The sequence below is a fragment of the Streptomyces sp. NPDC041940 genome (assembly GCF_055589465.1).
This window is the reverse complement of sequence record NZ_JBVJBP010000031.1, coordinates 61,031-69,233: the sequence shown is the minus strand read 5'-3', so window position 1 is coordinate 69,233 and position 8,203 is coordinate 61,031. Positions and strand designations below refer to the sequence as shown.

The 8,203-nt window shown below is 71.0% G+C and carries 5 protein-coding genes; 2 read left to right on the top strand and 3 right to left on the bottom strand.

The window, feature by feature from the left end; genetic code table 11:
* Positions 1 to 109: 109 nt before the first annotated feature.
* The 3 genes from ACZ6I3_RS36400 to ACZ6I3_RS36390 form a co-directional block, all read right to left on the bottom strand.
* Positions 110 to 1,402: a M50 family metallopeptidase gene (locus ACZ6I3_RS36400; RefSeq protein WP_469420649.1), complete on the bottom strand. Its 1,293-nt coding sequence runs from the start codon at positions 1,400 to 1,402 to the stop codon at positions 110 to 112.
* Positions 1,403 to 1,410: 8 nt separating this feature from the next.
* Positions 1,411 to 2,667, bottom strand: coding sequence for a 1-deoxy-D-xylulose-5-phosphate reductoisomerase (gene dxr / locus ACZ6I3_RS36395; RefSeq protein WP_391102870.1), 1,257 nt, complete (start codon positions 2,665 to 2,667; stop codon positions 1,411 to 1,413).
* A 95-nt stretch (positions 2,668 to 2,762) separates the two neighbouring features.
* Positions 2,763 to 4,703, bottom strand: a complete 1,941-nt coding sequence (locus ACZ6I3_RS36390) for an acyl-CoA dehydrogenase family protein (RefSeq protein ID WP_469420592.1) — start codon at positions 4,701 to 4,703, stop codon at positions 2,763 to 2,765.
* Positions 4,704 to 4,979: 276 nt separating this feature from the next.
* Between ACZ6I3_RS36390 and ACZ6I3_RS36385 the strand changes: the two genes are divergently transcribed.
* Complete coding sequence (locus ACZ6I3_RS36385) at positions 4,980 to 5,993, top strand: LacI family DNA-binding transcriptional regulator (RefSeq protein ID WP_469420590.1); 1,014 nt, start codon at positions 4,980 to 4,982, stop codon at positions 5,991 to 5,993.
* A 71-nt stretch (positions 5,994 to 6,064) separates the two neighbouring features.
* Positions 6,065 to 8,107, top strand: coding sequence for a glycoside hydrolase family 31 protein (locus ACZ6I3_RS36380; protein WP_469420589.1), 2,043 nt, complete (start codon positions 6,065 to 6,067; stop codon positions 8,105 to 8,107).
* Positions 8,108 to 8,203 lie beyond the last annotated feature (96 nt).

The window sequence follows — 8,203 nt, the reverse complement described above, 5'->3', positions numbered from 1 at the left end:
GGTGGACACCCACGCTCCCACACCCCCCCCCCCCCCACCCGCCCCCCCCCCCCCCCCTCCCCCCCCACCCCCCCCCCCCCCCCCCCCCCCGCCTCCGAACCGCGTATGACTAGGAGATTCTCACCGGGTTAACGACGTCCGCGATCAGAACCAGGATCGTGAAGCAGACGAAGATCCCGGCGACCACGTAGGCGACCGGCATGAGCTTCGCCACGTCGAAGGGGCCCGGGTCCGGCCGGCGCAGCACCTTGGCGGTGTTGCGGCGCAGCGACTCCCACAGCGCGCCCGCGACATGGCCGCCGTCGAGCGGCAGCAGCGGGAGCATGTTGAACAGGAACAGGGAGAGGTTGAAGCCGGCGACCAGCATGAGGGCCATGGCCAGCTGCTGGGTCGGCGGGATGTCCAGGGTGAAGATCTCGCCGCCGACGCGGGCCGCGCCGACCACGCCCATCGGGGAGTCGGCCTCACGGGGCGCGCCGTCGAAGGCCGCGTTCCACAGGGCCGGGATCTTGCCGGGGAGGGCGGCGAGGGAGTCGACGGCGTCGCCCATCCGGTCTCCCATCCAGCTCACGGACTCGCCGAAGTCCTGCTTGACCACGCCGGTGGCCGCGCTGAAGCCGAGGAAGCCGGCCTGCACGTACTGGCCCTCGACGATCTGGCCGCCGGAGTCCTTCTTGGCGACCTGATTGGTGGCGATCTTCGCCTGCAGGGTGACGTCCTGGCCCTTGCGGTCGACGACGATCGGCACCTCCTGGCCGGGGGTGGCGCGGATCAGGTCGGACAGCTTGTCCCAGTCGTCGGTCCTGACGCCGTTGAAGGAGACGATCTTGTCGCCCGCCTTCAGGCCGGCGGCGGCGGCCGGGCTGGCCGGGTCGCCCTTCTCGCACTTGTCGCGGTTCTCGCTCTGGGCGATGACGCACTGGGAGACGGAGCTGACGGTGTTCGTCTGCTGGGCGATGCCGAAGCCCATCAGGATGCCGAGGAACAGCGCCACCGCGAGGACCAGGTTCATGAAGGGGCCCGCGAACATCACGATCACGCGCTTCCAGGGCTTGCGCGTGTAGAACAGGCGGTTCTCGTCGCCCGGCCGGAGCTCCTCGTAGGCGGCGCTACGGGCGTCCTCGATCATGCCGCGCCACGGGGAGGTGGAGCGCGCCGTCAGCCGGCCGTCGGGGCCGGGCGGGAACATGCCGATCATGCGGATGTAGCCGCCGAACGGGATGGCCTTGATCCCGTACTCGGTCTCGCCCTTCTTGCGCGAGAAGAGCGTCGGGCCGAAACCGACCATGTACTGCGGCACGCGGATGCCGAACAGCTTGGCGGTCGACAGGTGCCCCAGCTCGTGCCACGCGATCGAGAACAGCAGGCCGACCACGAAGATCACTATGCCGAGGATGAACATCAGGGTCGTCATGCACGGGCCTCCGCCGTCTGTGCCGCCAGTTCCCGGGCCCGGGTCCGCGCCCAGGTCTCCGCTTCGAGGACGTCCGACACGGTGAGCGAGGTTCCCGCACGCGGGGTGCCGTGCTCCTCGACGACCCGGGTCACGGTCTCCATGATGCCGTTGAAGGGCAGCGCGCCCTGGCGGAACGCCTCCACGCACTCCTCGTTGGCCGCATTGAACACCGCGGGGGCGGTGCCCGCGAGTTCGCCGACGTGCCGCGCGAGGTTCACCGACGGGAAGGCCTCGTTGTCGAGCGGGAAGAACTCCCAGGTCGAGGCCTTGCTCCAGTCGAAGGTGGGGGCCGCGTCGGGGACGCGCTCGGGCCAGCCGATGCCGATGGCGATGGGCCCGCGCATGTCGGGCGGGGTCGCCTGGGCCAGTGTCGATCCATCCGTGAACTCAACCATCGAGTGGACATACGACTGCGGATGCACGACGACCTCAATGCGGTCGAAGGGAATGTCGTAGAGGAGGTGCGCCTCGATGACCTCCAGGCCCTTGTTGACGAGGGTCGCGGAGTTGATCGTGATGACCGGGCCCATCGCCCAGGTGGGGTGGGCGAGGGCGTCCTCGACGGTGACGTTCGCCAGTTCCCGCTTCGTACGGCCGCGGAAGGGGCCGCCGGAGGCCGTGACGACCAGCTTGCGGACGTCGGCGCGGGTGCCGGCGGCCAGGGCCTGGAAGAGGGCGGCGTGCTCGGAGTCGACCGGGATGATCTGGCCGGGCTTGGCGAGGGCCTTGACCAGCGGGCCGCCCACGATGAGCGACTCCTTGTTGGCGAGCGCGAGGGTGCGGCCCGCCTCCAGGGCGGCCAGGGTCGGGGCGAGGCCGATGGAGCCGGTGATGCCGTTCAGGACGGTGTGGCAGTCGGATGCCGCCAGGCGCGTGGCCGCGTCCGGTCCCGCGAGGATCTCGGGGAGCGGCTCGCCGGTGCCGTACTGCGCGGAGAGCGCCTCGCGCAGGGCCGGTACGACGTCCTCGCGCGCGACCGCGACCGTGGGCACCCGCAGCCGGTACGCCTGCTCGGCGAGCAGGGCGACCCGGCCGCCGTTGGCGGACAGGCCGGTGACCCGGAAGCGGTCGGGGTTGCGCAGCACGAGGTCGATGGCCTGCGTGCCGATGGACCCGGTGGAGCCGAGGATCACCACGTCCTTCGGGCCGTCGCCCGCTACGGGGTCGTAGACCAGGTGGGGATCGGCGAGGGGGGCTGGACTGTCGCTCATCCCTCCATTGTTGCCGTAAGGGTGGCGTGTGAGGACAGCGCATCCCCCTCCCAGGGGCGCGCGCCCGGACAGCTCGCGCCCCTGGGAGGGCCCGGTTACCGGATCGGACGGTGCAGGTTCTCTTTCTGGCTCGGGCCCGGCGTCGCGTCCGCGATCCAGGGGCCGTCGTCCGACGGGTCGATGATGCCCTGCTCCAGCCACTCGTACGTGCCGGAGAGGACGCCCTTGACGACCTTGCGGTCGAGGTCGTCGGTGTTGGTCCACAGGCGGTTGAAGAGCTCTTCGATCCGGATGCGGGCCTGGCGGCAGAAGACGTCGGCGAGCTGGTAGGCCTCTCGGCCGTTCTGGCCCTGGCTGCGCAGGAGTTCGGCGCGCACGCAGGCCGCGCTCATGGCGAACAGTTCGGCGCCGATGTCGACGATCCGGCCGAGGAAGCCCTGCTTGGACTCCATCCGGCCCTGCCAGCGGGACATGGCGTAGAAGGTGGAGCGGGCGAGCTTGCGGGAGGTGCGCTCGACGTAGCGCAGGTGCCCGGAGAGGTCGACACCGTGTTTGAAGTCGCCGTAGGAGGTGGGGAGCTGGCCCGCTCCGGCGACCAGCCTGGGGAGCCACTTGGCGTAGAAGGCGCCCGCGTTCGCGCCCGCCTTCGCCTTGTCGCCCAGGGACTTCTCGGGGTCGATGAGGTCGCCGGCGACGGAGAGGTGGGCGTCGACGGCCTCACGGGCGATCAGCAGGTGCATGATCTCCGTGGAGCCCTCGAAGATGCGGTTGATGCGCAGGTCGCGCAGGAGCTGCTCGGCGGGGACGCCGCGCTCGCCGCGGGCCCGGAGGGACTCGGCCGTCTCGAAGCCGCGCCCGCCGCGGATCTGGACGAGTTCGTCGGCCATCGTCCAGGCCATCTCGGAGGCGTACAGCTTGGCGAGGGCGCCTTCGATGCGGATGTCGTTGCGGTCCTCGTCGGCCATCTGCGAGGCCAGGTCCGTCACGGCCTCCAGGGCGAAGGTGGTGGCCGCGATGAAGGAGATCTTGGAGCCGACCGCCTCGTGGTGCGCGACGGGCTTGCCCCACTGCTCGCGGACCGCCGACCACTCGCGGGCGATCTTCAGGCACCACTTGCCGGCCGCGACACAGGAGGCCGGCAGGGAGAGCCGCCCGGTGTTGAGTGTGGTCAGGGCGATCTTCAGGCCCTGTCCCTCCTCGCCGACGCGGTTGGCGGCGGGGACGCGGACCTGGTGGAAGCGGGTGACGCCGTTCTCGATGCCGCGCAGGCCCATGAAGGCGTTGCGGTTCTCGACCGTGACGCCCGGCGAGTTCGTCTCCACGACGAAGGCGGTGATGCCGCCGCGACGGCCCTCGCTCTTCGGCACCCGGGCCATGACGACCAGCAGGTCGGCGACCACGCCGTTGGTGGTCCACAGCTTGACGCCGTCGAGGACGTAGTCGTCCCCGTCGGGCACCGCGGTGGTGGCGAGGCGGGCCGGGTCGGAGCCGACGTCGGGTTCGGTGAGCAGGAAGGCGCTGATGTCGGTGCGGGCGCAGCGCGGCAGGAAGCGCTCCTTCTGCTCCTGCGTCCCGAACAGCTTCAGGGGCTGCGGCACGCCGATCGACTGGTGCGCGGAGAGCAGCACGCCGATCGCGGGGCTGGCGGAGCCGGCCAGGGAGAGGGCCTTGTTGTAGTAGACCTGCGTGAGGCCGAGACCGCCGTACTTGGTGTCGATCTTCATGCCGAAGGCGCCGAGCTCCTTCAGGCCGTCGATCACCTCGTCGGGGATCAGGGCGTCGCGCTCGATGACGGCCGCGTCGACCTTCGTCTCGACGAAGTCGCGGAGCTTGGCGAGGAACTCCTCGCCGCGCTGGGCCGCCTCGTCGCCGGGGACGGGGTGGGGGTGGATGAGGTCGAGCCGGAAGCGGCCGAGGAACAGCTCCTTGGCGAAGCTGGGCTTGCGCCAGTGCTGTTCCCGGGCGGCCTCCGCCACCTCACGGGCCTCCCGCTCGGTGACGGCGGGACGGGAAGAGGGAGGGGTGGAAGCGGACATGAGGGGCACCTCGCCGCAACTAGGGTTATTGAGGACTGTACGTTACCGACCAGTGCTACTGGATCGTTGGTACCCGAAACCGGACGCTCCCACCAGTCCCCGCGCGTCCGTTCGGCCTAGGCTGTGCGCAGGGTCGCCCCTGCTTGAGAAATCGGTATCGAAGCGCTTCGACATTCTATGGACACGTACTCCTGCTGGAGCTACTGTCGAACCACCCTCACCCGCCCATATAAGCAACGCGCATTGTCGAAGCGCTTCACAAGCTTGGAGAGCCGGATGGTCACCCTCGCCGAGGTCGCCCAGCACGCCGGAGTCTCGGCGAGCACGGTGAGCTATGTCCTCAGCGGCAAGCGGTCCATCTCCGTCAACACCCGGCAGCGGGTCGAGCGGAGCATCCGCGAGCTCGGGTACCACCCGAACGCCGGGGCCCGCGCCCTGGCCAGCAGCAAGTCGAACATCATCGCGCTGATGATCCCGCTCCGCACGGACATGTACGTCCCCGTGATGATGGAGATCGCCATCGCGGTGGCGACCTCCGCCCGCACGCACGGGTACGACGTGCTGCTGCTCACCGGTGAGGAGGGCCCCGACGCGGTGCGCCGCGTCGCCGGGAGCGGGCTCGCCGACGGAATGATCCTGATGGACGTCGAGCTGGACGACGAACGGCTGCCGTTGCTGCGTGCGACGGACCAGCCGTCCGTGCTCATCGGGCTGCCCGCCGACACCTCCGGTCTGACCTGCGTCGATCTGGACTTCCGGGCGACGGGCGCGCTGTGTGTGGAGCACCTGGCGAAGCAGGGGCACCAGGACATCGCCGTCATCGGCGAGGCCCCGGCCGTCTACGAGCGGCACACCGGCTTCGCCGAGCGCACCCTCGACGGGCTGCGGAGCCGTGCCCGGGAACTGGGGGTGCGGCTGCTGCACCGGCCGTGCGAGGGCGGGTACGACGCGATGGCCGTGACCCTCGCCCGGATCCTCGACGAACGCCCGGACACCTCCGGGATCATCGTGCAGAACGAGTCGGCGGTCGAGCCGCTGCTCGCGCTGCTGCGGCAGCAGGGCCGGGCCGTGCCGGAGGACGTGTCGGTGGTCGCGATCTGTCCCTACCAGGTCGCGACGCAGGCCTCCGTGCGGCTCACGTCGGTCGCCATCCCCGCGCAGGAGATGGGCCGGCACGCCGTGGACCACCTGGTCGCCAAGCTCGAGGGGCGCGGCAGCGACGAGGTCGTGCTGATCGCGCCCGAGCTGACGGTACGGACGAGCACGGGACCGGCGCCCAGCCGTCTGTAGTCTTCCCGTTCCTTTGCACAGCGCCCCTTCCAGGGCACCCCCATGTCTGCTTCCGCACAGGAGCCCGCCCCGTGAATCAGCCTGCTGAAACCCAGCCCCAGGTGAGCCTGGCGCAGTCCTCCCCCACCGTCGGCACGTTCCGCGAGCGGGACGGCGCGCTGGAGTGGAGCGGCCGCCAGGAGACCGTACGGATCGAGCCGTGGGGTCCGGACGCGGTCCGGGTGCGTGCCCGGCTCGGCGGCCCGGTCCTCGAAGGGCTGCCGGGCGCGCTGCTCGACGAGGCCCCCGCGACGCCCTCCACGGTGAAGATCGAGGACGGTCACGGACAGCTGACCGTCGGCGCGCTCACCGTCGAGGTGAACGCCGAGGGCCTGGTCCGCTTCCTGCGGACGGAGGACTCCGCCGAGCTGCTCGCCGAGGACCGCGCGCACTTCTGGTGGCCCGGCTCCCGCCTCTACACGGCCGTCGGCAACGGCCACCACCGCCTGGAGCAGCGCTTCGCCGCCTACGACGACGAGAAGCTGTTCGGCCTCGGCCAGCACCAGCACGGGCGCCTCGACCAGAAGGGCCTGGTGCTGGACCTGGTCCAGCGCAACGCCGAGGTCGGCATCCCGGTGCTGACCTCCAGCCGGGGCTACACGCTGCTGTGGAACAACCCGGCGATCGGGCGGGTGGAGCTGGCACACAACGGCACCCGGTGGGTCGCCGACTCGGCACGGCAGATCGACTACTGGATCACGGCGGGCGACCCGTCCGGTGCCCAGAGCCGCTACAGCGCGGTGACCGGCCGCAGCCCGATGCTGCCGGAGTGGGCGGCGGGCTTCTGGCAGTGCAAGCTGCGCTACCGCACCCAGGACGAACTCATGGCGGTGGCCCGCGAGTACAAGCAGCGTGGTCTGCCCGTCTCCGCGATCGTCTGCGACTTCTTCCACTGGACACACCTCGGCGACTGGAAGTTCGACCTCGAGGAGTGGCCTGACCCGGCCGCCATGGTGCGCGAGCTGGAAGAACTCGGCATCAAGCTCGTGGTGAGCGTCTGGCCCTCGGTGTCGCCGCTGAGCGAGAACCACCCGGTCATGGAGCAGCGCGGGTACTTCATCGGCACCCAGTACGGCCCGATGGCCCACGCCGACTGGCCCGACAAGGAGGTCGCCTCCACGGTCCAGGTGGCCTTCTACGACGCCACCAACCCGGACGCCCGGGAGTTCGTGTGGTCGAAGGTGAAGGAGAACTACCTCGACCCGTACGGCATCACGGCGTTCTGGCTGGACGCCTGCGAGCCGGAGCTGAAGCCGGGCTTCCAGGAGAACCTGCGCTACTGGGCGGGCCCGGGCCTGGAGGTCGGCAACGCCTACCCGGCCGAGAACGCCCGGACCTTCTACGAGGGCCTGCTCGCGACCGGCGAGGAGGAGATCGTCACCCTCAACCGCTCGGCGTGGGCGGGCAGTCAGCGCTACGGGGCCGCCCTGTGGTCGGGTGACATCGGCACCGACTTCCCGACCCTGCGCCGCCAGATCGCGGCCGGTCTCAACACGGCCCTGTCGGGCATCCCGTGGTGGAACACCGACATCGGCGGCTTCCACGGGGGCGACCCGGACGACCCGGCGTACCGGGAGGTGATGGTCCGCTGGTTCCAGTTCGGCGCGCTGTCCCCGCTGATGCGCCTGCACGGCTTCCGCGACCCGGGCATGCCGCTGGGCCCGGAGATGACGGGCGGCCCGAACGAGGTGTGGTCGTACGGCGAGGAGGCCGGGGCCGTCCTGGAGAAGTACCTGCGGCTGCGCGAGCGGCTGAAGCCGTATGTGCTGGACGTGATGCGGGCGGCCCACGAGGAGGGCCTGCCGGTGATGCGGCCGCTGTTCCTGGAGTTCCCGGACGACCAGGCCGCCTGGTCGGTGGACGACTCCTACCTCTTCGGCCCGGACCTGCTGGTCGCCCCGGTGCTGACCGCCGGTGCCACCGCCCGCACGGCGTATCTGCCCGCGGGGGCCGTCTGGACGGACGCGTGGACGGGTGCGACGTACGAGGGCGGCCGGTCCGTGACGGTCGACGCCCCGCTGGACCGGATCCCGCTGTTCCTGCGGGACGGGGCGCGGCTGCCGGTGGCGGAGTAGCCGCCGCAGGCGGAAGGCCGGGGCCGGGGGGGGGGGGGGGGGGGGGGGGGGGGGGGGGGGGGGGGGGGGGGGGGGGGGGGGGGTGGGGGGTGGGCT

Bases quoted from the DNA above. Each gene is read 5' to 3' on its own strand.
- ACZ6I3_RS36390 (WP_469420592.1), bottom strand. From the start codon at position 4,703: ATGTCCGCTTCCACCCCTCCCTCTTCCCGTCCCGCCGTCACCGAGCGG.
- ACZ6I3_RS36385 (WP_469420590.1), top strand. From the start codon at position 4,980: ATGGTCACCCTCGCCGAGGTCGCCCAGCACGCCGGAGTCTCGGCGAGC.
- ACZ6I3_RS36400 (WP_469420649.1), bottom strand. From the start codon at position 1,402: ATGTTCATCCTCGGCATAGTGATCTTCGTGGTCGGCCTGCTGTTCTCG.
- dxr (WP_391102870.1), bottom strand. From the start codon at position 2,667: ATGAGCGACAGTCCAGCCCCCCTCGCCGATCCCCACCTGGTCTACGAC.